General features: G+C 52.7%; 22 protein-coding genes. 9 read left to right on the top strand and 13 right to left on the bottom strand.

What is annotated here, in order from left to right; translation table 11 throughout:
- Positions 1–9 precede the first annotated feature (9 nt).
- The 3 genes from ACN06F_RS06570 (at position 10) to ACN06F_RS06560 (ending at position 2,746) form a co-directional block, all read left to right on the top strand.
- A protein-coding gene (locus tag ACN06F_RS06570; protein ID WP_319618591.1) for an IS3 family transposase occupies positions 10–1,163 on the top strand; the annotation gives its coding sequence in 2 pieces (ribosomal slippage) (positions 10–253 and positions 253–1,163; 1,155 coding nt in all).
- Positions 1,164–1,329: 166 nt separating this feature from the next.
- Entirely contained in the window at positions 1,330–2,406 is a 1,077-nt protein-coding gene (locus tag ACN06F_RS06565; RefSeq protein ID WP_231658543.1) for a PA0069 family radical SAM protein, read from the top strand.
- Positions 2,407–2,449: 43 nt separating this feature from the next.
- On the top strand, positions 2,450–2,746 hold the full coding sequence (locus ACN06F_RS06560) for a winged helix-turn-helix domain-containing protein (protein ID WP_198350122.1): 297 nt from the start codon (positions 2,450–2,452) through the stop codon (positions 2,744–2,746).
- Between the two features lie 11 nt (positions 2,747–2,757).
- On the opposite strand, the gene ACN06F_RS06555 is transcribed toward ACN06F_RS06560, so the two are convergent.
- Positions 2,758–3,537 (bottom strand): sulfite exporter TauE/SafE family protein, encoded by a 780-nt coding sequence (locus ACN06F_RS06555; protein ID WP_433924867.1) that lies wholly within the window; start codon positions 3,535–3,537, stop codon positions 2,758–2,760.
- Positions 3,538–3,595: 58 nt separating this feature from the next.
- On the opposite strand from ACN06F_RS06555, the gene ACN06F_RS06550 reads away from it, so the two are divergent.
- Positions 3,596–4,480, top strand: a complete 885-nt coding sequence (locus ACN06F_RS06550) for a LysR family transcriptional regulator (RefSeq protein ID WP_433924866.1) — start codon at positions 3,596–3,598, stop codon at positions 4,478–4,480.
- Positions 4,481–4,505: 25 nt separating this feature from the next.
- Here the strand turns inward: ACN06F_RS06550 and ACN06F_RS06545 are convergent, their stop codons facing one another.
- The 4 genes from ACN06F_RS06545 to coxB are packed head-to-tail and all read right to left on the bottom strand — an operon-like array spanning position 4,506 to position 10,664.
- On the bottom strand, positions 4,506–6,704 hold the full coding sequence (locus ACN06F_RS06545) for a heavy metal translocating P-type ATPase (RefSeq protein ID WP_433924865.1): 2,199 nt from the start codon (positions 6,702–6,704) through the stop codon (positions 4,506–4,508).
- A 23-nt stretch (positions 6,705–6,727) separates the two neighbouring features.
- A complete protein-coding gene (locus ACN06F_RS06540; protein WP_051626562.1) occupies positions 6,728–7,072 on the bottom strand; it encodes a hypothetical protein in 345 nt (114 codons plus the stop codon).
- A 5-nt stretch (positions 7,073–7,077) separates the two neighbouring features.
- On the bottom strand, positions 7,078–9,603 hold the full coding sequence (gene ctaD, locus ACN06F_RS06535) for a cytochrome c oxidase subunit I (RefSeq protein ID WP_433924864.1): 2,526 nt from the start codon (positions 9,601–9,603) through the stop codon (positions 7,078–7,080).
- A complete protein-coding gene (coxB, locus tag ACN06F_RS06530) occupies positions 9,600–10,664 on the bottom strand; it encodes a cytochrome c oxidase subunit II (RefSeq protein WP_433924863.1) in 1,065 nt (354 codons plus the stop codon). Before coxB ends, ctaD begins: the two co-directional genes overlap by 4 nt.
- 68 nt (positions 10,665–10,732) lie before the next feature.
- Between coxB and ACN06F_RS06525 the strand changes: the two genes are divergently transcribed.
- Positions 10,733–11,200 carry a DUF2231 domain-containing protein gene (locus tag ACN06F_RS06525; protein WP_038483151.1) on the top strand — a complete coding sequence of 156 codons (468 nt, stop codon included), beginning with the start codon at positions 10,733–10,735 and terminating at the stop codon, positions 11,198–11,200.
- Between the two features lie 55 nt (positions 11,201–11,255).
- Here ACN06F_RS06525 and ACN06F_RS06520 read toward each other — a convergent pair whose 3' ends face one another.
- From ACN06F_RS06520 to ACN06F_RS06485, 8 genes are all read right to left on the bottom strand, one after another.
- A complete protein-coding gene (locus ACN06F_RS06520; RefSeq protein ID WP_038483148.1) occupies positions 11,256–11,681 on the bottom strand; it encodes a CopD family protein in 426 nt (141 codons plus the stop codon).
- Positions 11,682–11,824: 143 nt separating this feature from the next.
- Positions 11,825–12,691 carry a DUF2797 domain-containing protein gene (locus ACN06F_RS06515; RefSeq protein WP_433924862.1) on the bottom strand — a complete coding sequence of 289 codons (867 nt, stop codon included), beginning with the start codon at positions 12,689–12,691 and terminating at the stop codon, positions 11,825–11,827.
- Complete coding sequence (locus tag ACN06F_RS06510) at positions 12,675–12,959, bottom strand: YeaC family protein (RefSeq protein WP_038483142.1); 285 nt, start codon at positions 12,957–12,959, stop codon at positions 12,675–12,677. The genes ACN06F_RS06515 and ACN06F_RS06510 overlap by 17 nt, the downstream gene beginning before the upstream one ends.
- 11 nt (positions 12,960–12,970) lie before the next feature.
- The gene (locus ACN06F_RS06505; protein ID WP_038483139.1) at positions 12,971–13,822 is read right to left on the bottom strand and encodes a rhomboid family intramembrane serine protease; all 852 of its coding nucleotides are present in this window, start codon (positions 13,820–13,822) and stop codon (positions 12,971–12,973) included.
- A 207-nt stretch (positions 13,823–14,029) separates the two neighbouring features.
- Positions 14,030–15,016 (bottom strand): metallophosphoesterase, encoded by a 987-nt coding sequence (locus tag ACN06F_RS06500; RefSeq protein ID WP_038483136.1) that lies wholly within the window; start codon positions 15,014–15,016, stop codon positions 14,030–14,032.
- 1 nt (position 15,017) lies between these two features.
- A complete protein-coding gene (locus ACN06F_RS06495) occupies positions 15,018–15,998 on the bottom strand; it encodes an NAD(+) kinase (RefSeq protein ID WP_038483133.1) in 981 nt (326 codons plus the stop codon).
- A gap of 116 nt (positions 15,999–16,114) precedes the next feature.
- Entirely contained in the window at positions 16,115–16,984 is an 870-nt protein-coding gene (locus tag ACN06F_RS06490) for a carboxylate/amino acid/amine transporter (RefSeq protein WP_038483130.1), read from the bottom strand.
- A gap of 85 nt (positions 16,985–17,069) precedes the next feature.
- Positions 17,070–17,615, bottom strand: a complete 546-nt coding sequence (locus tag ACN06F_RS06485; RefSeq protein WP_038483127.1) for a YqaE/Pmp3 family membrane protein — start codon at positions 17,613–17,615, stop codon at positions 17,070–17,072.
- Between the two features lie 225 nt (positions 17,616–17,840).
- On the opposite strand from ACN06F_RS06485, the gene ACN06F_RS06480 reads away from it, so the two are divergent.
- The 4 genes from ACN06F_RS06480 (at position 17,841) to putA (ending at position 23,277) form a co-directional block, all read left to right on the top strand.
- A complete protein-coding gene (locus ACN06F_RS06480; RefSeq protein WP_038483124.1) occupies positions 17,841–18,248 on the top strand; it encodes a CBS domain-containing protein in 408 nt (135 codons plus the stop codon).
- Positions 18,249–18,556: 308 nt separating this feature from the next.
- Complete coding sequence (locus tag ACN06F_RS06475; protein WP_038483121.1) at positions 18,557–18,916, top strand: hypothetical protein; 360 nt, start codon at positions 18,557–18,559, stop codon at positions 18,914–18,916.
- A 27-nt stretch (positions 18,917–18,943) separates the two neighbouring features.
- On the top strand, positions 18,944–19,837 hold the full coding sequence (locus ACN06F_RS06470) for an AraC family transcriptional regulator (protein WP_038483117.1): 894 nt from the start codon (positions 18,944–18,946) through the stop codon (positions 19,835–19,837).
- A 248-nt stretch (positions 19,838–20,085) separates the two neighbouring features.
- A complete protein-coding gene (gene putA, locus ACN06F_RS06465; protein WP_433924861.1) occupies positions 20,086–23,277 on the top strand; it encodes a bifunctional proline dehydrogenase/L-glutamate gamma-semialdehyde dehydrogenase PutA in 3,192 nt (1,063 codons plus the stop codon).
- Positions 23,278–23,279: the final 2 nt, after the last annotated feature.

The following is a 23,279-nucleotide window of genomic DNA, read 5'->3' as shown; positions in this document are numbered from 1 at the left end:
GGAGGAACCATGAGCCATCCCCGCTACACTGAAGAATTCAAAATCGAAGCCGTCAAACAAGTGGTAGAGCGCGGCCATCGCGTGGCCGAGGTCGCTGAGCGGCTAGGCGTGTCAGGTCACAGCCTGTACAACTGGATTAAGCGATACGATAAGCCGGTAGAACAACGGCAAGAGGATGATGATCTCCAAGCTGAAAACCGTCGTTTGAAGGCCGAACTCAAACGCGTATTAGAAGAGCGAGACATATTAAAAAAGGCCACCGCGTACTTCGCCAGGGAGTCCGACTGAGGTACGCGTTTATTCAAAATTATTCGAGCCAATATTCGGTACGTCGCTTGTGTCAGATGATGGCAGTGCACCCCAGCGGTTACTACGCATGGTGTAAAAAAGCGCTCTCTAATCGAGCGCGGGAAGATGAGCGCTTGCTGGGATTGATCAAGCACTCCTGGCTTGAAAGCGGCGGTGTATATGGCTATCGCAAGGTCTACCAGGACTTGCGTGAAGCTGGCGAAGCTTGTGGGAAGCACCGTGTGGCGCGTCTTATGAATAGGGAAGGTTTACGCTCTCAGACGGGCTATCGACGACGCCCTGGCGGCTATGGCGATGGGAAACCGGCTGCCGTATCCCCTAACCATTTAGACCGTCAGTTTGAAGTAACAGCGCCAAATATTGCTTGGGTGACGGACATCACGTACATCCGCACTTACGAAGGCTGGCTTTACCTATCGGTAGTTATCGACCTGTTTTCCCGTCAAGTGATTGGCTGGTCGATGAAGTCTCGCATGACTACGGAGTTGGCACTGGATGCTTTGTTATCAGCAGTCTGGCGACGCAAGCCACAAGGAACGGTGATGGTGCATTCGGATCAAGGGAGCCAGTTTAGCAGTGGAGACTGGCAAAGCTTTCTGAAAGCGAATTGCTTGGTAGGCAGTATGAGCCGACGTGGTAACTGTCATGACAACGCCGTTGCTGAAAGCTTCTTTCAACTTCTCAAGCGGGAGCGAATCAAGCGACAGATTTATTCAACACGCGAAGCGGCTAGACGTGACGTGTTCAATTACATTGAAATGTTTTACAACCCAAAGCGCCGACACGGCACAAGTGATAACTTGTCACCGGTTGATTATGAAAGGCGTTACTTTAAGAGCCTAACGGGTGTCTAAAATATCCGGGGCGATTCAAACTCAACGCCAGCAGTGAAAACACCCAATCACATGCTCAGCTGACTTCGCTACCTCACCAAGCCGTACCTTGCACATAGAGCCAAACGCCATATACTGTATATATATACATATATGGCAACTCTAGTCCGTGCAGAGGTGGCAACTAATGGCTTCTTCCCCTTCCAGCGCTACCGTGTATAAAGGACGTGGTGCGACCTACGACCCGCATAACCGCTTTTCGCCAACTTGCAGCGTGGTAGAGGATGATGGCTGGTGGCATGAGGGGGCCACTACTTCGCTTGCAACGGAGATACGCGAGGAACCCAGCAAGAGCGCGCTTTCCTGGAACCGTTCACCGGATTTACCTTTTGACCGCTCACTCAACCCTTTTCGCGGCTGCGAGCATGGCTGCATTTACTGCTACGCTCGCCCTTCCCACGCCTACTGGGATTTGTCACCGGGGCTCGATTTTGAAACTAAATTAATCGCCCGCACAGGATTAGTTGAGCACTTAATAGACGAGCTTAGCCACCCCCATTATGTATGTCGTCCTATCAACCTTTCCGGTAACACTGACTGTTATCAGCCGCTGGAAGCGAAATACCAAACAACTCGTCGTTTATTAGAGCTGCTACTGGCATGTAGGCATCCGGTCACCTTGGTTACTAAAAGCACGCTAATACTGCGGGATTTAGACCTGCTAGCAGAAATGGCCGAGCATCGGTTAGTGCGGGTGTTTGTTAGCCTGACAAGCCTGGATGCCAACCTAAAACGTACCTTGGAACCCCGGGCGGCCTCGCCTCAGACGCGCTTAAAAGTGATCCGCGAGCTCAACACCGCAGGCATTCCAGTGGGTACGCTGGTCTCACCGATTATTCCTGGCCTTACTGATCACGAAATTGAACGCATTCTAGAAGCGGCCAGTCGAGCTGGCGCGCGCACAGCAACGTGGATGCTGCTGCGCCTGCCCCATGAAGTCGCACCAATGTTTGAAGCCTGGCTACAAGCCCACTACCCTGAGCGAGCCGCTAAGGTAATGAGCCTGATTCGCCAATGCCGAAGCGGCAAAAACTACGATGCACAATTTGGTAAACGCTTCCGTGGTGAAGGTGTCTTTGCCGACTTGATCGCCCAGCGCTTTAATCGCGCCAGCCGCCAGTGGAACATGCAGCCACGCACCGAACAGGGCCTGAACACCCACGACTTTCGACCACCCCGGGCGCAAGGGGATTTATTCATTTAAGCTAAGCCTTTTGATGTAGTAGCTTCCCGCAAAAGGAAACCCAATGACCTCGCTTAGCAAGACCAAATCAAGTTTTTACCGCCGCTTATATGTCGCGCATTTAATTGAGCAAGGCGTCGCAAGCGTACCAGCGTTAATTGAGGCCACCGGTATGCCTCGTCGTACCGCGCAGGATACTATCGCCTCACTTGCGGAGCTGGATATCGAGTGCGTATTCGAGAAAGGTGAAGGTGAACGCCATAATATTGGCCACTACCAGATACGTGACTGGGGGGCGATAGATCCTCACTGGGTTGCTGCTCATGCGGAACGGCTAAAGGTGGCACTTGGCTATTGCTGACGCACAAGTACTTAGCGAAAGGGTCGTGACATCAGGTCTACGGCCAACAGCGACAACGTTAGCAAAAACCAGCAACGAAACTGCACTGTCGATATACGGTTTCTAATTAAGCTCCCCAACCACATACCGGCTAATGCAGGGAGTACCGCGTACAGCGAAAGCGTCAGGTGCACGGTTTCCAAAGAGTGTTGCACCGCTAGGCTGCTGAGTAGCGCCAGGGTAGAAACCGTAAACGAGAGTCCCAATGCTTGGATCAGTTCGTTCCTTTCTATCCCAAGTGCCTGCAAATAAGGCACTGCTGGAAGTACAAACACACCCGTTGCCCCTGTAATCCATCCAGTTAAAAGACCGATAATGGATGACAACCAGGACTCATACTTGGGCAGAATATTAATCACAGGCGCCCAAAAAGAGCATATGGAATAAAGCATTAAGGCGCTTCCCAGACTAAACGCTGCCCAATCTGCGTCAAGCTGGCTCAATAGCGGCGCACCCAAAAAAGCGCCGACGGGAATACCAAGCATCATGCTAAAAAAGCGGCTTAGAACGTGCCAGTGATAACCGCCCTTCAAAAACTGCCAAATATTGGTAATTAACGAGGGCACTATCAATAATGCAGCGGCAACAACGGGTGAGTAAAGCGCCCCCAGAAGAGCCATAGCAACGGTAGGCAGCCCCATTCCGGTTACTCCTTTCACCAAGCCTGCTAGCAGGAATGTGCCCAACAACCAAATTAGCGTAGCAATATCGTTTGTCATGACGACATTGAAGCGTGACAGGAACCCCGCCACAATCAGGTATTTTCCTCTTAGGCTTCGGCTCAGCCTTAGGGTGGGATAGGAGCTTTTTATGCGTTTGGATTTATCAGATCTTCATCTTTTTCTGTGTATTGTCGAAGCAGGTAGCATCACTCAAGGAGCCATCAATGCTCACCTAGCCTTGGGTTCTGCCAGTGAACGCCTGCGCCGTATTGAGGCCGATGTTGAAGTCAAACTGCTTGAACGCCACCCCCGCGGTGTTATGCCAACAGAAGCCGGAGAAGCCCTAGCTCACCACGCTCGGCAAATGTTGCTGCAGCATAAAAAAATGCGCGGTGAACTTGAAGCGTTTGCCAAGGGGCTGTCAGGAACGCTTAGACTGCATGCAAATACTGCCGCACTTGCCTCTTTTTTGCCTCGCAAGCTTGCGCCCTGGTTACAAGCCCACCCTTCGCTGCATATGGACGTTAAGGAGCGAACCAGCCTAGCAATCATTCAGTCGATCCAAGCCGGCATTGTTGAGGGGGGAATCATCACCGATGCGGCTAACGCAGAGGGCTTAAAACGCGACGCTCTGGTGCCTGACCATTTAGTCGTTGTGGTGGCCAAGGGGCATCCACTATCTAGCCAATCATGGATTAGCTTTCACGAAGTTGTCGGACTGCCAATGGTTGGATTGAGCGAGGAAAGTGCGCTGCAAGCTCAAATCGAAGAGCAGGCTCGCCAGCTTGGGGCTTCATTAACACTACGGATACGCATGAAAGGATTTGGTGAGCTGTGCAATTTGGTAGCCCACCAAGTAGGCATCGCCATTATTCCTAAAGGCATTGCGCAACAATGGCTACAGCGTTACGACCTTAGCGTTGTGAATCTAAACGACCCGTGGGCCAAACGGCAACTGTGCTTGTGCTATCGCGATGAAGCATCACTGTCACCGGCTATGCAAAGCCTGTTTACTCATTTACGGCTTCCCTAAGCACTGAACGAGAACTACCCGCCGTTTAACTATCCGGCTCTGACCATGCTAATCGTGCGGCGTTAAGCGTCACGCTGAGCGAGCTTATTGCCATGGCGAGCACTGCGATCAACGGTGGTATAGCCATGACGACGACTACGCCAAGTGCCAGGGTGTTATAGAGTGCCGAAAAGAAAAGATTTTGCTCCATAACGCGCCGCGTACGCTTAGCGATGCTAAGCAATTTTACTATCCCACCGATCCCTGGTGTCATTAGCTGGGCGGATGCTCCCTCGCGGGCAGCTTCGCTGGCACTCAGTGGGGCAATGCCAGCGTCTGCTGCCGCCAAGCTTAGCGTATCGTTTAGGCCATCTCCCACAAACAGTGTTGGCGATGGTAACCCGCGTAATAGCCGTGCCTTGGCTTCCGGAGAGCGCTGGGCATAGCAAGCCTCGCGCACCAGACCAACACGCTCGCCTACCCAACTAACCGCGCCCTGTCGATCACCACTGATCATTGCAACCAGATAACCTGACCCTAGCAGGTGCTTCACGCTTAGCTCCGCATCGTCGACGGGTTGATCGGTCAGGTAGAACGTCGCCAGCCAGCCTGACTCATCCGCCAGCATTACTTGGGAAGCAAAAGCCAGCGCGGCCTCTTCCGCCTGGGAAGGAACATCAACCTGCTGTCGTGTCAGCCAACCGGCGCTACCTATCATCAGACATTCACCGTTTACAAGGCGAACACGGCGTCCTTGCCCGGGGAATTCATCAACGTCTTCTATGGAAGGCTGAAAGCTTTGTTGATCTTGGCCACCCGACCAGCGCGCCAATGCTTGCGCCAATGGGTGTTCGCTCCCGGCAACAGCGCTGGTGAGCTTGTGCTGCAACGTGTGTTCATCAATGCCATCCCGCGCTTGCCAGTGCAGTACCGCATGGCATCCTGTCGTTAAGGTTCCGGTTTTATCCAGCGCTACTGAACGAATACGCGCCAAGATTTCTAGCGCGGCGGGGTCACGCAGCGCAATACCTTGCTGCATAGCCTGACCGCTACCGGCAAGACTAGCCAACGGCACCGCCAGCCCAACGGCACAGGGGCATGCCACCACGAGCACTGAGAGCGCACGCACCAATGCATCCTCCCAGCCCAATCCAACGAGTAGCGCACCAAGCAGCGTCACTAGCGAGAGCACAAGTGCCAAAGGACTTAACCAGGCGGCAAAACGGTCGGCTAGTTTCTGCAGTTGCCCTTTTTGGGCCTGATAGCGGCGCATTTCATGACGCAGTCGATCCAATCGGCGTTTACCAACCCCCGCAGTGACCTGCATTATCAGTGGCGTCGTGCCTAGGTAGCGACAGCCGGCATACACTCTCTGCCCTGCACTGAAGTGACGTGGCAAGCTTTCACCGGTCAGAGAGGCGGTATCAATCCAACCAGGAGCATCAAGAATGCCATCTAGCGTCACTAACTCCCCCGGCGCTAACTTAACGTGCGTACCCGCGGCCACATCATTAATAGGAAGTAAGACCCAGGCCCCCTTTTGCCAAGCGCTTATAGCCGCATCTGGCAACGCCAGTGCATCCAGCGCTTTCAGCCCACGGTGGCGGCACAGCGTTTCTACCAGTCGCCCAACGAGCAACAGCACAATCAGCATAACCGCCGTATCGAAATACACCTCCGCCGAGCCGCGCCACAACAACCCAATCGACACACTCATTGCACCGATCGCGCCAAGACTAACCAGCACATCCATCCCTGGGCGTTTAGCAAGTAACGTGCGCCAGCCTGCTCGGTAAAACGGCAAGCCCGAATACACCACTACGGGTAGCGCAAAGGCTCCCGATATCCACGCCACCACTTGCTCTATCGATGCGCTCGGTAGCGCTCCCACATAAATAAGCAGTGATGCCAACATGGTCCACATACCGAATACGGCGCCTACTAACAACCGCAAGGTAAGGTAACGGCTCTCCTGCTCAAGACAATCATGGGCATCATCAACGGCTTCTAATTCAGTTAGCCGATAGCCCAACCGTTTGACTACCGGCGCAAGCTCCGTCAGATCGACTGCCTCTTGCGCACCTTTCACCCACACGGTTGCCGTGGGGTAGTGGACGCTAACGCCGATGACCCCAGGCAGACGTGCTAGCGCCCCCTCTACTGCCAGAGCACAGCTGGTACACCACATACCATGCAGGGTATAGAGGGGTGTGTTATGGCTAGATGTTTTATCGTCTTCTGGCATCGAGCTAACGTGGGCGTTATGACTTATAGGCAAGGCGGCACACTGATAATCGGCATACCCGCAAACACCACACCGAAAGCGGAAAACAAATATAGCCACGCCGAGACAGTGGCATGAAAGCGCTGGCGACCTTGATGCTGCTTCGCCACTTGGCAACTCCCCCAGGCAAGCGCCGCAAGCCCTACGGCAGCAATAAGACTAACACCACCTAGCGCGGCATTAAGACCTGTAAGCGCTCCCGCTTCTGGCGATGGTGGCGCTGCGGCACAGGCTACTGAAAGGCCGCTATAAACCGCCACAAACCATAGGCTCCATAGCGTTAGTCCGATAATTAAGTGGATGGGATGAGTAAAATGTAGTCGTACCATCACCATTATCCTCCTATCACCCGAGGCAGTATCGCCAACGCCCCGACTAACAACCAGAATGTGACCACGTTATAGCGCCAAAGTAGTGCCACTACGGCGGGTTCAAACGGCGCATGCGCACCCACGTAGCCATAACCAACGCGCATGCCTTGCAACACCGTTAAAATAACCGCTAGGCCACCATGAAAAAGCACGTAAACAAGCCCCACCAGCATCACCGCATCGTGGGTGGTTTGGGTTGGTGAAAGATCGGCTCGCCACAGCGCCCAGCCAGCGAGCCCCACTTGAAGCGCGCCTAACGCAGCGGCTAAATAGAGACTTGCTCTTAACCCTGCATCACGCTGCTGACGCAGCCCGCGCACCAGCTTCTCTACCACCACGCACCCAGCTAAAACCGCCCCGCCAGCTATGCCCGTTATCAGCAGAGACAGCGGCGGTGTATCTGGCATTTGCCACTCAGGCGAAACAGTCCATAGATAAAACCAGCCAAACAGGTAGGAAAGAAAGAACGAACCGTTGGCAATTAAAAACACCGCCATTGCCCAAAGCCCAGGGCCATCCATCGTGCGCGAATGGAGCGGCGGATCGCCTGGTTTTACCCCTGCATCAGGGGCTGCATTGGGGTGTGCACCGTTCTCCCACGACCAGCGCAGTAGAAACACTCCGGCAATCACTACAAAGATGCCCGCTAGCGCATAGACACGGGTTAATAAACTAATGCACACCACTGCCAGCGCCGCTGCGGCAAACAGCGGCCACCAAGAGTTACCAGGCAGGTGAATGATTTCGCGCACTTTGCCAGTAATTGGGTCGGTGCCCCACATTTCACGCCGGCCGTGGGAAGCCACCGCTAAGCCGTGCATACCCTTCGCCATGGTATGTGGCAAATTCGGGTCATCCCACAACGGATGCCGTGTTTCTACAGTAGGTAAGCTGACAAAGTTATAAGCGCTTGGGGGCATCGAGTTAGCCCATTCCAGCGTATCGGCATTCCATGGGTTCTGTTTGGCGGGTTTACCAAACCGGAAGTGCAGCGCGATATCCAGCAACACCATGGCAATACCCGCCGATAGCACAAAGCTGCTGACGGATGAGAGCAGGTTATAAATCTCCCACCCGGAGCCAGCCTCATAGGTATAAACACGCCTGGGCATACCTAAAAGGCCCGTCCAATGCATAATCAGAAACGTACCGTTAAAGCCTAAAAAGGTTAGCCAGAACCCCCAACGCCCGAGGCTTTCAGATGGCATACGCCCGGAAAATAGCGGCAACCAGTAATAAAGCCCGGCAATGAGTGGGAAGAACATGCCTCCCACCAATACATAGTGCATGTGGGCCACCACAAAGTGGGTATCGTGCACCTGCCAGTTAAATGGCACTAGCGCCAACATCACCCCGGTTAAGCCACCGCAAACGAAAATAATCAAAAAGCCCATCACCCAAAGCATGGGCAGTTTCATTTTAGGTTTACCTAGCCAAAGGGTAGCCAGCCAAACGAACACCTGAATCGCCGTTGGTACCGCCACCAGCATGCTAGCCGCCGAGAAAAATGCCTGAGCCAGCTGAGGGATTCCCACTGTAAACATGTGGTGTACCCAAAGCCCAAAACTGATAAAGCCCATAATAGCGATGGCAGCTACCACCCACTCATAACCGACAATAGGCCGCCCGGCAAAAACCGGTATTAGCGTGGAAACAATGCCCGCGGCAGGTAGAAAGATGATGTAGACCTCAGGGTGACCAAACAGCCAAAACAGATGCTGCCACAGGATAGGGTCGCCGCCTCCCGCAATCTGGAAAAATGGCATACCAACAGCGCGCTCAAGTTCCAGTAAAACGCTGCCAAGTATCAACGGTGGAAACCCCACCACGATCATCAGCGCCATGGCCAAGATATACCAAGCGAACAACGGCATTTTATGCAGCGCCATGCCCTGAGTGCGAGTACGCAATATCGACACTACCAACTCGACACCCGCAGACACTGCGGAAATTTCCACAAACGTGATGCCTAACAGCCAAAAATCCGAGCCCAGATCAGGCGCGAACTCTTTGCTACTAAGCGGGGTGTACATAAACCAGCCGCTGGAAGGCGCCATTTCAATAATCAGGCTGGAAGTAAGAATAATCCCGCCAAATAAATAGCAGAAATAGCCAAGTGATGTTAGCCGAGGGCAGACCAGGTCGCGGGCACCAATCATCTTTGGGATCAGGTAAATCGCCAGCCCTTCCAGCATAGGAATAGCGAACAGAAACATCATCACCGTGCCATGCATGGTGGTGACCTGGTTATAAATGTCTGGCGACATAAAGTTTTGGTCGGGCATCGCTAACTGGGTTCGCACCAGCATTGCTAAAATGCCGCCAATCAGGAAAAACACCATCCCCGTGACCATAAAACGCAGGCCAAGCGTGGTGTGGTTGACGATAGTTAAGGACCTTAGACCTTTGGGGTTCCCCCAAATGGTGTGCAAGTCTTCGTGCAATTGCTGCGGGTCATGCTCAATGGCTTCTTGATTGACACTCTTCATGGTGACAAGGCCTCCAGCCAAGCACCCAGGGCATCCAAGGTGTCCGTTTCAATTTCACTGTGGGTAGGCATCTTATTGCCTGGCTTTAGCGTTTGGTGATGCTGCAACCAGCGACTCACCGCCCCCTCTTCCATGGCAATCACCCCCGCGCCTAGCGTGGCGCGACCGCCCACATCTGAAAGCGTTGGCCCAATGCCCCCTTGGCTAACGCCCTCTACCTGGTGGCAGCGGGCACAATGCGCCATAAAAGCATCTCGCGCGTCGTCGTAAGTAGCATCGGCAACGGCCAGTTCGCTAAGCGTCGCCTCTTGTCTTGCAGTTAACCATGCCTCGAACTCGCTGCGTGGCAAGGCCTCCACATGCAATTGCATATGGGCATGGCCCACGCCGCAAAGTTCGGCACACTGCGCACCAAACACCGCGGGTTCATCGGCTTGTAAACGAATTTTATTTACGCGGCCCGGCAACATATCTATTTTCCCCCCCAGCCGGGGCACCCAAAACGCATGAATCACATCGGCACCACTGACATGAAAATCTACTGGCTCTCCAGCAGGCATCACCAGTTGATTAGCGGTAACAACCTCACCGCCTTCAGCATCGGGATAGCGCACTTCCCACCACCACTGATGGCCAATCACCTCGATAACTTCTGGCGGTTCGCTCATGGGTAGCGTTAGCATCCGCTGGCCGGCGGGAACGCCAAACAGTAGCAGCGCGGTAATGCTGGCCACAGGCAACATAATGCCGCCGCCAATAATCCACCGGCGAGCGATACGGCGCTCCTGGGCAGGTGTGCGTTCCACATTTCTTGGTTTAAAGGCGTAAAGCCAAAGAGCTGTCACCCCAATCAGTACAAGGGTGGCAAATCCGAGCATTACCCACCAAATTAACCGCACGTCTCGCGCAGCAGGCCCAGCAGGGTCTAAGATAGATCTATCACCTGTGCAGCCCGCTAAGCTCACCAGTAAGAAAGTCCCAAGCAAGCACGCTGTTCGACGAACCCATCGTGACGATAAATATGAAATGATGGTGGACGTTACGCCATTACGTTCCCTCATTTGCAATTTTCCTGGCATGCCGTTGGTCTGAATGACTTTTTCGCTTTGTCTAACCACAGGAAGTGACCATGACACTTACTCCCCAACGCTCGATAAAAAGCCGTGCCGCGCTGGCTGGCCATCCGCTTCACCCAGTGATGATTCACTTTCCTGTGGCCGCACTGATGGCGCTGGTCGCCAGCGACCTGGCTTACTGGTATACCCAAGACCCATTCTGGCTGCGCAGCGGTTTGTGGTTGGCGGGGGTAGGCGCGTTTGGCGGCTGGATTGCTTCGGTAGCGGGCATTATTGACCTGGTCACCGTGGCGCGGATCCGCCGCCTGATCACCGGCTGGAGCCACGCGATTGTGGCCGTTGTCATGCTTTCCCTGGCGTCGCTTAATTGGCTTCTGCGCTTTAATGAACCTGGCGCGGTACTGCCCTGGGGGCTGGCCATTTCGCTGGTCACTGCCTGCCTGATCGCGCTGGCAGGCTGGCTGGGCGGCCAGTTGGTATACGAGCATGCTGTCGGCGTCGACGTTGAGAAGTCGCCTTAACAGTGCAATGTCGGCAATAGTAGTGTTGGCACTTAAGGGAATAATCTTCATCGCGTTAACTCCAAGCCAGCGGTTTGGAGAGCACAAACCCAAGCACACCCAATATCCCCGTTAACGCGAGGATTAAGGCGCATAGACTGGCAACTTTTACGCCTTTGAAAATCCCCATTTCCAGCCGCAAAATCAGCCAGCCGAAACAGCCGTGAGCAGCCACCATTAGCACCACGGCACCTAGTTTAAGAATTAACCACCCCCCGAGAAGGCCATGCAGCAGAAACAGCAGCGTGCCCGACGCGATGGCGACCAAGGCAGCAGGTGTTGCAATGGAGTTATAGAAGAAACGTGGTATGGGAGGCGTGCCTTGCGCGAATCCAGCGTCTTTACGCAGCTGGAGCGCATGCAAAAGCAGAGCGGGTAAATAGAGAAGCGCGCCGCACCAGGTAACTAGCGCGGCGATGTGCAGCAGTTTTAGCCATGGCATTGAGGCTTCCTTGCGTTGCGTAAGGCGATAACGGGATTCACCCCAGATAACCTTAGTTAACAAAAGCGACTCTAGCTAGGCAGGATAGCGAAGATAGGCAGTTATAATCAGTTAAAAGCCCGCGTTAGGAGATATAGCGAGGGCTACTCCACAGCGATTTCGTAACCGGTGAATTTACGCAGATTAATAACCCCGGTATCAAAGATCAGGTACTGCCCTTTTACACCTTGAAGAGTACCTTCAATCAGCGGCTGCTTATCAAAATTATGGGACGTCACCTTACTTGGGAAAGTCGCCACAGGATAATGAAAGTCCAGCGGCGTTTCATCCAGCGTACGAATGGCATCCGCACCGTGCACGTCACGTAACTGCCCTAACCCATCGGCTAACAGGTTAAAAAGACGGTCACGCTCTGCGCACAAATCCAATGGTTTCACCTCGCCTTTAAGCATGGCACGCCAGTTAGTTCGGTCGGCCACCTGCTCTTTAAAGAGCATTTCGACAAAACCAGACTGTTGCCGGGTATTTACCTCAAGAATGGGCAATGCCTGAATGGCCCCTTGGTCCAGCCAGCGGGTTGGCATTTGCGTTTTGCGGGTGATACCTACCTTCAAACCGGATGAGTTCGCTAAGTAGACAATGTGTGGCTGGAAGCAGTGTTTTTCACCCCACTCGGGGTCCCGGCAGGTGCCCTGATGATAGTGGCACGTCTCGGGTTTCATAATGCATGTATCACACTGGGCTAAACGCTTAAAGCAGGGGTAACAGTAGCCTTGAGCAAAACTTTTTTTGGTTGCCCGCCCGCAGTGGGTACAAGCAATAGCGCCGCTCCAGGCAAGTCGCATCGGTGAGCCGATACGCTCATTCAGTGGTATTCGATGGTCGCCCGCGCGAAGGTGATACACCACCCGATCATCTTGGCGGCTAGGTAAGTCAGCAGCCATTTTTTGCAAACATCCTTGCACCGGGGATGCTACCGAGGCAAACAGATCATCAGTCACGCGTAGCATCCCGGGCAAGGCCTGCCATTTCAGGGGAAACACCGGCACCGGTCGCGCCAGCACCACAGGTACGCTGCTCCAGATAGCCGACACGGCTCTCTTCAGGAACGTTATTCTCCACCTCAAAACGCATCACCGCCTCCAGGCACAACTCGGTCTGTTCTGGCGTTAAATACCGGCCATCGGGCCATTTGCGCAACGCCACTGCCTGCTTAAGGCTTTCATAAATGGCGGGCGTCATTTGGTTAATCATTTTATCGAAGGTCATGTCACTCATCGTAGGCACCTTTAATGTTTGCTTCGTTTGGATGAATAATACCAGCCTGTGACCAGCCCCACGAGCAGCCCGCCCAAGTGCGCTTCATTCGCTACGTTGCCAAAGCCCACGCTACCGGCAATATCGGTCATGGTGAACACCATCCAGCCCAGCATGAAGACGACTAGCATCTGGGGGACGAAAAATCCGCTTTGCGGGGCACGATAGGACATCAGCCACACATGGGCCAGCAAGGCGTAAACCACACCCGACATACCGCCAAACAGCACTGTGCCAGTGACATATTGCGCAATGTTAGCGCCAATACCGGCAACCAGAAGCAGTAGCAGCATGGTACGACTACCCTGAAGCTGCTCGATTTGACGCCCGAAGTACCATACCCACATCAGGTTGAAGATCAAATGCATCCAGCCAAAGTGTAAAAACGCAGGCGACAGTAAGCGCCATACTTGGCCAGACGTTATTGTGTCACTAAGGTTGCCATATACGAGCTGCCCACCTGAAACGCCCACTGGCACGATGGTGAGCCCTACAATTAGTAAGTCGCCAAATACCCCTGTTAGGGCAAAAACAAATAGGCTAATACCAATCATCAGCGCTGTAACCGGCACTTGGCGCAACATCGGCACCAAACGATTCATCCCGCTTCGGTGGGTGGGTCGAACAGTCGTCGTAATCAGAGGCTCACCTCGCTCCCAGCGACTCACCAACGATCTCATTTCATCATGCTGGCGCGGGTCGGCAACCCATAGCAACTGGCCATCTGCTTCATCGGTAATGCGGTGACCAATGCGGTAGTGCCATAGCGCTTTACGCAGCTCTTTTGTGTCCGCGCCCGTGGGTAAAAGCATTACTGGATGCATGGCAGGTTCCTTTCAACCAATAAGAATCGGCGTAACGTTACGCCGCGTCACCAACGGATAGACGAAAAAAATCCGGCGGAGGGGGCCGCCGGATCAAAAAGCAAGGGATCATTCAAGGGAACACTTACTCTGATAACCGACAACACCGTTAGTTCAGCTATTTTGAAAAAAATATGTAACCGTGTGTAAAGCTGAAAAATATCGCTATTAATCAAAATCTATTTCCCACGGTTTAGGCAGTGCACGCTCCTCTTTCGGCACCTGTATCCACACAAAATGATCGGCATTGAGCCGCGCTTCTCCGCTCCAGCGATAAGCCACTAAACGGCCAAATTTCACCGCACTATAATCCAAGCAGGCAATGTTGTGTGCTGGTAAGGCGGGAATACCCTCGCACCAGTAATGGCCAATAAATAAAGGTGGCTGTTCAGGGCCGTAATAACTAAGGCGCTGACGTTCAGTATCGGTCAGCGCTCTGGTCTCTAAGTCACCAGGAAGGTTATCTGGCTGAAATACCACGTCCCCCCACTGCTGGGGGTTCGCTGACCAAAAGTGCGCACGAAAACTCTGCCTAGTAAAGCCATCGCCTGAGTGTATCGCAATGCCTTTTGGTAACGGTATATGAGGCCCACGGGTTAGGCGATCAAGTATACGAAAGGCTTGTGTAGAGGGGTCAGTGGACTCAACCAGAAAGTGGTTGTCCATGCAGGCGTTGGGCGCACGCTGTTTGAGCTGTCGAATCAACTCGTCATCCCAGCAGGCATGCACCACACGAATCCCATCCAGCTCCAGACATAGCGGAATAGTCTTAAACCACGCCAGGGTGTCTTCCCACTCGTTTGTATAATCGCGGTACTGAGCCAGCGTGTCTTCAATAATACGATTATGGCGCGGCGTATGTTCGCGCAGCCAGCGCTTGTTGCTACCAGGGGGCGCAGGGTGCGTATAGGCCAGGGCATTATATTCATGATTACCCATGACAATATATGCTTCGCCCTCTTCAACCATTCTGCGCGCGATGGTAACCGCTAGACGAATACGGGGGCCACGATCAATTAAATCACCTAAAAAGATCACTTTTCGTCGTGGGTGACGATACACCCCACCCCGTTGATGATAGCCAAGCCGCTCTAATAACGCTGCCAGTGTTGCACCACAGCCATGTACATCCCCGATTAAATCGTAGCCCTCCATATTAATCCCCTAGCCGATGGCTCCAGCCGAGTTTACTGCGCAACACTTCATAGAAGTTATGCCCAATAGGATGCACGAGCTGAACGCGCTCTGGTTTTCGTTGAATAACGAGCACATCGTCAGGTTTAGCCACGGCACGAGTTTGTCCGTCGCAGCTGATATGGGGATAGGTCTGATTGGTTTCACCAATGTGAACACGGATTTCACTGGCAGCGTCAATCACAATAGGACGACTCGACAGCGTATGGGGGAACATGGGCACCAACGTCACTACATCCAGCTTGGGGTGCATGATTGGCCCGCCGCCAGAAAGTGCATAGGCAGTTGAGCCAGTGGGCGTGGCAATAATTAAGCCGTCACTACGTTGGCTATACACAAACTGCCCATCAATAAACAGTTCGAACTCAATCATACGCACCGCTTTACCTGGATGAACCACCACTTCATTGAGCGCAGCACCGCTACCCACCGCTTTACCGTTTCGGTACAACACGGCATCTAGCAAGAAACGTTCTTCAACTTCAAACTCTCCCGCCAGCACTTCGCCAACCCGACTTTCTAGTTCATCAGGAGAAATATCCGTTAAAAAGCCTAACCGCCCCCGGTTCACGCCTAACATCAACGTACCGCTAAGACATAGCGTGCGGGCAGCCCCGAGAAGGCTACCATCCCCCCCTACAACGATGACCAAATCGCACAGCTCCCCCAGCATGCGGCGGCTGGCTTCAGGCAGTCCATGGTTCGGTAACACCGTTGCGGTCCGGTCTTCAATCAGAACTTTATAATCGTGGGCAACTAGATAGCTGACCAACCGCTTAAGCGAATCGACCACTTTGTCACTGCCTAAACGGCCGATTAAGCCGATTGTTTTAAAGGACGTCGCTTTAGAGGACGTCGCTTTTTTAAGGGGCGCTTCTTCTAAAGGCTGCGTGCGTTCGGCCTGGCTCAAGGGTGCTAAACCTGACGATGGGGTGTTAGACATGGACAACTCTCGCTGGCATCAGCCCACATTATGGAGAGTATGAGGGTGTCGAGCAAATTGCCCAGCGCAACGCGAAACCGCTGGCTACTCTGGGCAAAAACAATAGCTTGAATTAGTTAGACAGATATAGCGCGACGACGCTGCAACCACCAGTGATTTAACCACAGAGAAGCGGCCATGATAGCGGCGCCCAATAGTAGCTTGCCTATATCTGCATCCCGGTTCCAAATCACCAGATTAACCACCAAACCAGCGGGCACCAGCGCATTGTTCATTATTGCCAGCGTTCCTGCATCGACCTTAGTGGCTCCTTGGTTCCAAGCGAAATAACCCACGCCAGAAGCGACTAGCCCAAGCCATGCCAATACACTCCACTGCACCGGTGTACTGGGCAGCGCTGCCGCATTACCAAACAGCAAAAAGGCAGGGAGTGCCACTAGCATTGCGCCGATAAAGAACCAGCCAAAAACGTTATGCCACGCCAAGGTGGGCGGCAAATCGGCTGCGAGACGACGATAGCCAACCTGACCTAACGCAAAACAGAGATTAGCCCCCTGCACTACCAAAAAGCCCATCCAGAACCCACTATCAATACCATCGTAACGAATGACGCCTGCTCCGATCACCGCCAATAGTGCGGTTACTAAATAAATAGGCGTGAAGCGCTTAAACATTAGGTCATCTAGAAGTGCAATATAAACTGGCGTGAAAATCGTGAATAACAGAACCTCAGGAACCGATAGCAGTAAAAACGAGTGATAGAAGAAGGTGTACATGACACCTAACTGCACCGCACCCAGCGCCATTAACGCTAAACGCTGTTTTCCACGCAGCAAGCTGGGCCGTAAAAATGGCAGGAACACCAGCATGGCGAGCGTTACCCGTACAAGCACCGCAAAGTAGCTGTCTACTTGGCCTGCCAGATATACACCAATCAACGAGAATGAGAACGCCCACAGCGCCGTCACGCCAACAAGGTAGCCCATAGTAAACCCCACCAAAAAGAAAAGTTGACAGGGATTATACGCGCTTCACAACAACTGCCAATGGGCTAGACGAAGAATCGCTAGCTTAGTGCTTTTTTAACCATATAAACGCATGCACTACGCCAGGAAGCCAGCCCAACAACGTCAATACAACACTAAGAGCAACACGTTTTGCCCCGCCCTCTGTTAACCCAACGGCCAAAGGCGGTAGCAAAACAGCTAGCGCGCGGTAGGCAAACAGAACCGATGACGGTTGAGACGATGCTGGCGCTGCTTCAGAAGCAATGGGTGATGGGGCTTGATGCTTAAGCGCACTATCAGCCTCATTTGTTTGCGCGGTAGGCGTAAAGTGCTCTACCGCCGCTTGCGCTTGCTTAGCTTGCTGCTTCTCTTTAGCTAGTGCTTTTTGGTGAGCCTCTTTATCAATTTTCTGCTCTAACGTTTCCGCGCCGTCTGCCAAATCATCGTGATGGCGCTCCCAGTCTTCCCAATCATGTGGTGTACCGGATTTTGGTCGCTGGCTTCCTGCCCCACGAGCTCTCTCCCACGCTTTTTCTTCTAATGTGTTGGGCCGTTCAGGGTCTCTTTCTATGCCAACGCCTTTGCGATTGAGGTATTCACGTGCGTCCATACTGACTCCTTGCAGCTTCTGAAATGAAGCAAAGCGTTGAATGTATCAATAATAAGGACAACGCAGGGTGAGTTAAATCTTCTACATTAATAGAATTATAGGTCTCGTGGCTCATGGCTCTTGTGACTCATAGCTCTTGTGATTCATGGCTTTCATGCCACAAGCGGTTATTGCTCTACTCTCTTTAAGAGTGAAACTGCGCGTATTACGTCAAGGAGTGTCAAGATGAATAATAGAACCCCCGATACCGTACGCGATGTCATGTCACGGGACTGCTACCGCGTCACTGGCCAAACCTCTATCACCAACTTAGCCCAAGGTTTGGCATTGCATCGCTTACCAGGCGCTCCAGTGGTAGATGCGTCTGATCGGCTGATTGGTTTTATATCCGAACAGGATGTGATGGGTCGCGTATTGGACAGCATCTACCACGATGATGAAGCGCCGCTGGTACGTGAGTTAATGCGCCAAGACGTGCTCACCACAACGCCCAATAAAAGTATCACCGACTTAGCACAGGAAATGCTCGGAGCAAAACCAAAGGTTTATCCCGTTGTGGAGCAGCAACGCCTAGTGGGGATTGTCACGCGCCGCGACATCTTAATGGCGCTGCTAACGATTCGTCGACACTAACTATCACCGTACTACCTATCGCCGTACTACCTATCGCCGTACTATCTATTGCCGTACTACGTCAGAAAACGACCGATTGATAAGCAAAAAAAAACCGCTGCTTGATAAGCAGCGGAAGCAAGGGATCGAAAACAATAGCCAGAACAACACTATTAACGACTGCTATCGCGATGTTGCCTGTACACACTCTGACACCTTGCAGGGGAAAAGTTCGCAAAACTGCAAAATTTTCGTCTTAACGAGCAGCAGGCGTATACTGTCGTGCATTGTTAAACGAATGCTGATACTGATTTTGCAGGGAGTGTAGTATGGCGCTGTACCTATTAGTGTTTGGCGTCTGTTTGCTGGTAATAGGTGGCGTGCTGGTAATATTAATGACCGTAGGTACGCCACGCTACCGCACTGAGCCTAACGACCTGATCAATTTGTTCGACAAAGCGCTGGAAAGCAGCATCAGCGAAACGGAGTGGAATGCCATCATTGGCTACCCCATTCGCCACGATGAGTACCTGGATAATGTCCGCCGTCGTGCATCACATTTAATGGACATCCACGGGCGCCATTGGCAAATTGCTCGAAGCAAACCGTTACTTAACCAAGAGGGTTACGCGGAACTGAAAGCATTACGTGATCATTTAGCGGCACACACAGCGCTGCGCCAGCGGTAAACAGGCCAGTAGTGCCGAGGAGACCTCATGCCGAGTACTATTCGTCAAATCCCTTTAGAAAGTGCCACAAAGCATCACTCCCACGATTTTCACCAAATAGTCATTACGCTGTGCGGCTCTTCAGAATTTGAGATTGAAGGCCTAGGTGGCCGGGTAAACGCATTTTCAGGCTGCATTGTTCCCGCGAATCATGAACACTTCTATTCAGGTAACGGCTACAATCGTCAACTGATACTGGACCTGCCTGAAGATGCACCTGCCTTAACGGGCGAACACCGCGAATTAGTAGCACTGTTTGATGCGCCGCGTTTTTTTGCACTCGACAATCCATTGCGCCACTACCTTGCTTTCGTAGAAAGCGAGCTCGCCCAAGGATTTGACACGTCGGCAATGTCTTTCCAGCAAGATCGTCTTGCTGCCACGTTGTTAGGTTCATTAAAGGCTCGTCTGGGCGCATCAGAAAGCGCATCACAACGGCGGCTCAACCTTGATCAAATCGATCGATTTATTCGCCACCACTTGGCCGATGAGCTGAGAGTAGCTGATTTAGCAAAATTGGCCTGCCTCAGTGAGGCACATTTCTCTGAACGCTTTCGCGTCCAAACGGGCCTATCGCCCTGGCAGTATGTACGACGCCAACGCTTACACGCAGCCCGGCAGCTTGTATTACAAAGCCGTCTACCACTCACTGACATAGCCATTCAAACAGGCTTTGCAAATCAAAGCGCTCTTTCGCATGCTTTTCGGCGTAGTTACGGCTTGTCTCCCCGCCAGCTACGCCAAGGAGTAGGCGCAACCAATACACCGCTCGATTCGGCTACCCACTTAGCGCCGTCTTCAACATCCGGTGCAACCTCGTTAGCATCTTCCGCGCCCTCTTCAGGAGCAAGCGTTAAGACTGGCGCACTCTCATTTCGCTAGTGATGGAGCAGTTAGCTTAGGCACATGACTCGCTATTTTGCGTGTTGGCAGCCGTTTAGAGACTAAACTAAAGTCTTAAAAAGCGTTTCTTACCGAGAATTTGACACGTTTTGCCATGAAAACGACATACACCTAATGGCAGCTCGCTCTACATTCGACCGTTATCTTGGGCACAGCGCCCTACCATCGCTTTATTTCGGTTATTTGATTCAGCTTTTCGCTTTCTGTTTAGACTTATGGGGGCCTCAATGCTCAATGCCAAGAAAATGCGTGACCCTGTCATCTGGCAAACTGATCTTGATACGCTTATGGAGCGTATCAGTGATCACTATCTTGTCGATGAGGATGCCTTCGTCAGTGAGCTAATCAAGGTTCTCAACGCTGACAGTGACGATTTTGCACGAATTGAATCGAATACAGCGGCGCTGGTGCGTGATGTCCGCAAAATGGACACTGCTGTCGATACGATTGACGAACTACTGCAGCAATACAGTTTGGATACCCATGAAGGCTTAATGCTGATGTGTTTAGCCGAAGCCATGCTACGCATCCCAGATACAGCCACCGCCGATGCGCTAATTGAAGACCGACTTGGCCCTGCCGATTGGAAGTCCCACTTAGGTAAAAGCGAATCATGGATGGTAAATGCTTCAACCTGGGGCCTATTGATGACCGGGCATGTGTTAAAGCTCGATCACCCAAAAGAGGGCCAACCTGCTCACTTCATCAACCGCATGGTTAATAAAGTGGGTGAACCCGTTATTCGTCGCGCCATGATGGAAGCGATGAAAATCATGGGCAAACAGTTCGTGTTAGGGCGCGATATTAATGAAGCACTAAAACGCTCTAAACCGCTCTTCAATAAAGGCTATACCTACTCCTATGATATGTTGGGTGAGGCAGCGCGCACCCGTGCCGACGCCAAGCGCTACTATGATGACTATGCTCGCGCAATCGAGCAGGTAGGCAAAGCCTGCAAAACACTGGGTGATAAAACCCCTGCACCATCAGTATCTATTAAGTTGTCTGCTCTCCACCCCCGCTATGAGTTTGGTCGCCGCGAGCAGGTACTTACCGAACTAGTCGATACGGTTATTAAGCTAGTCACTAAGGCTCGTGAACTCGACGTAGCAGTGACAATCGATGCTGAAGAAGTGGATCGCCTAGAGCTTTCTCTCGACGTTTTCCGCGCGATATATGAAAGTGATGCAGTGAAGGGATGGGGGCACTTTGGCCTTGTCGTTCAGGCATATTCGAAACGTGCGTTGCCGGTACTTCACTTCATTAACCGTCTGGCTGAACAACAAGGCGACGAAATTCCGCTACGTTTGGTTAAAGGCGCTTATTGGGATAGCGAAATCAAGGAGTCCCAACAGCTGGGGGTAGATGGTTATCCTGTATTTACCCGTAAAGCATGTACAGACGTAGCTTACTTGGCCTGCGCACAGTTCCTGCTATCCAATGATACGCGTGGGCGTATTTTCCCTCAGTTCGCAACGCACAACGCCCACACCGTCACGACGATTCTTGAACTCGCCAATCAAGATAGCCGCCCGTTTGAATTCCAGCGCTTACATGGCATGGGCGAAGCCCTTTATGACGCAGCCCTAGCACGCGCGCCAAAAGGCACTTACTGCCGAATTTATGCCCCAGTTGGTGCCCATAAAGACCTACTGCCCTACCTGGTACGTCGCCTGCTTGAAAATGGCGCGAACTCCTCTTTCGTTCACCAAATTGTCGATCCAGAAGTCCCTGTAGAGTCATTGTGCCAACACCCAATTGAAACGCTTCGTCAGCATAAAACGTTTGCCAATAAGCGCATTCCGCTGCCGAAAGATATCTATGGGCCAAAACGCCGCAACTCTCGCGGGGTCAATCTTAATATTCGCAGCCACTTCTATCCGTTAATGGACAAGATGGGCTCGTTTATGGATAAGCAGTACCTGGCAAAACCTTTGCTGGCCTTTGATGTTGCCGACGATGCCATGAATATCCACCCAGTCACCTCGCCTTTTGACCGTCGCAAAACCGTGGGCAGCATTCAGTGGACTAGCAAGGAGCAGGCCGCCAAAGCACTCGATGCAGCCTGGCAAGCGTTCCCACGCTGGGAAACGACTCCGGTAACCGAGCGCGCTGATATTCTCCGCCGCTTAGCCGACTTGATGGAAGAGCACATGGCAGAGCTGATGACGCTCTGTTCACGAGAAGGCGGTAAGTTACTCACCGATGGTGTCGACGAGATCAAGGAAGCTGTCGATTTCTGCCGCTACTATGCCATGCGCGCTGAAGAAGCCTTTGGTCAGCCGATTGAACTGCCAGGCCCTACCGGTGAATCCAACCGCTTGATGATGAGTGGTAAGGGGGTATTCGCGGCAATCAGCCCTTGGAACTTCCCAGTAGCAATCTTCTGCGGTCAGGTTGTCGCCGCCGCCGTTGCTGGCAACACCGTACTCGCCAAGCCAGCAGAGCAAACCTCGATCGTTGCTCACCGCGTTATTGAGTTGCTTTACGAAGCGGGCATGCCGCGTGATGTGGTTCAGTTACTGCCTGGCGACGGCCCCACAGTAGGTAGCGTCTTAACCTCTGACCCACGCATTACGGGTGTTGTATTCACCGGCGGCACTGATACAGCGCAGATAATCAACCGCGCTCTTGCAGTCCGCGAAAATGCACCGCTGCCAACGCTAATTGCCGAAACGGGCGGCATGAACGCCATGATTGTCGACTCTACTGCGTTGCCTGAACAGGTCGTTGTCGATGTGATTCAATCTGCGTTCCAAAGTGCCGGTCAGCGTTGTTCCGCGCTCCGAATTCTTTACTTACAAGACGATATTGCCGACCGCGTCATTGAAATTCTAAAAGGCGCTATGAACGAGCTACGTATTGGTGATCCACGAGATTTAGGCACCGATGTGGGCCCGGTGATTGATGACGACGCACGTAAAGGTCTAATGGCGCATATAGAAAAGCTGAGGAGTGAAAATCGCTTAGTCGCGGAAACACCGATGGCGGCAGAACAAACCCAACATGGCACCTTCGTCGCGCCCACCGCCTTTGTCATCGACAGCATTGACTCGCTTACCCGGGAGCAGTTTGGCCCCATTCTGCACATTGTCCGTTATAAGTCTCGCGACATTGACCGCGTAATCAATGACATTAATGGTCGCGGATATGGCCTAACCTTTGGGGTGCACAGCCGCAATGAGTCATTTGCCGCTGAAATAGCGCAGAAAATACGAGTGGGCAACGTGTATATCAACCGCAACATTATCGGCGCGGTGGTTGGTGTTCAACCCTTTGGTGGACAGGGCCTCTCTGGCACTGGCCCCAAAGCGGGTGGCCCGCATTATCTACAACGCTTTGTGACTGAAAAAACGATCACCAACAACACCGCCGCACTGGGTGGCAACGCGTCGCTTCTGGCACTAGGCGATGAGTGAAT

This window comes from Vreelandella sp. 21 (genome assembly GCF_050995515.1).
Classification (GTDB): Bacteria; Pseudomonadota; Gammaproteobacteria; order Pseudomonadales; family Halomonadaceae; genus Vreelandella; species Vreelandella alkaliphila.
The sequence above is the reverse complement of the archived record's forward strand: the minus strand, read 5'-3'. Positions and strand labels throughout refer to the sequence as shown.